The following is a 769-nucleotide window of genomic DNA, read 5'->3' as shown; positions in this document are numbered from 1 at the left end:
GCGTCCAGGTGCAGCCGGGCGACCTTCTCGTCCAGGTGCTTGGGCAGCACATAGACATCGGTCGGGTACTCCTCCGGCTTGGTGAACAGCTCGATCTGCGCCAGCGTCTGGTCCGCGAACGAGTTGGACATCACGAACGACGGATGCCCGGTCGCATTGCCCAGATTCAGCAGCCGCCCCTCGGACAGCACGATCAGCACCTTGCCGTCCGGGAACGTCCAGGTGTGCACCTGCGGCTTGACCTCGTCCTTGACGATCCCCTCGATCTGCGCGAGACCGGCCATATCGATCTCGTTGTCGAAGTGACCGATGTTCCCCACGATCGCCTGGTGCTTCATCTTGGCCATATCGCTCGCCATGATGATGCCCTTGTTGCCCGTCGTGGTCACGAAAATGTCCGCGATACCGACCACATCATCCAGCGTGGCCACCTGGTACCCGTCCATCGCCGCCTGCAGCGCACAGATCGGGTCGATCTCCGTCACGATCACCCGCGCACCCTGACCGCGCAGCGACTCCGCACAGCCCTTGCCCACATCGCCGTAACCGAACACCACCGCCGTCTTGCCACCGATCAGCACATCCGTGGCCCGGTTGATGCCATCGATCAACGAGTGCCGGCAGCCGTACTTGTTGTCGAACTTCGACTTCGTCACCGCGTCATTGACATTGATCGCCGGGAACAACAACGTCCCGTCCCGGTGCATCTCGTACAACCGGTGCACACCCGTCGTGGTCTCCTCCGTCACACCACGGATCTCCGAAGCGA

At 62.3% G+C, this 769-nt stretch carries 1 protein-coding gene; it reads right to left on the bottom strand.

Annotated features, from left to right (window positions below):
* A partial coding sequence (locus ACFQVC_RS42450; RefSeq protein ID WP_381842151.1) for an adenosylhomocysteinase occupies nt 1-769 on the bottom strand: 769 nt, incomplete at both ends.

This window comes from Streptomyces monticola (assembly GCF_042665355.1).
In the GTDB taxonomy this organism is placed as follows: Bacteria; Actinomycetota; Actinomycetes; order Streptomycetales; family Streptomycetaceae; genus Streptomyces; species Streptomyces monticola.
Note: the sequence above shows the minus strand (reverse complement) of the source record. Positions and strands in the feature narration are given on the sequence as shown.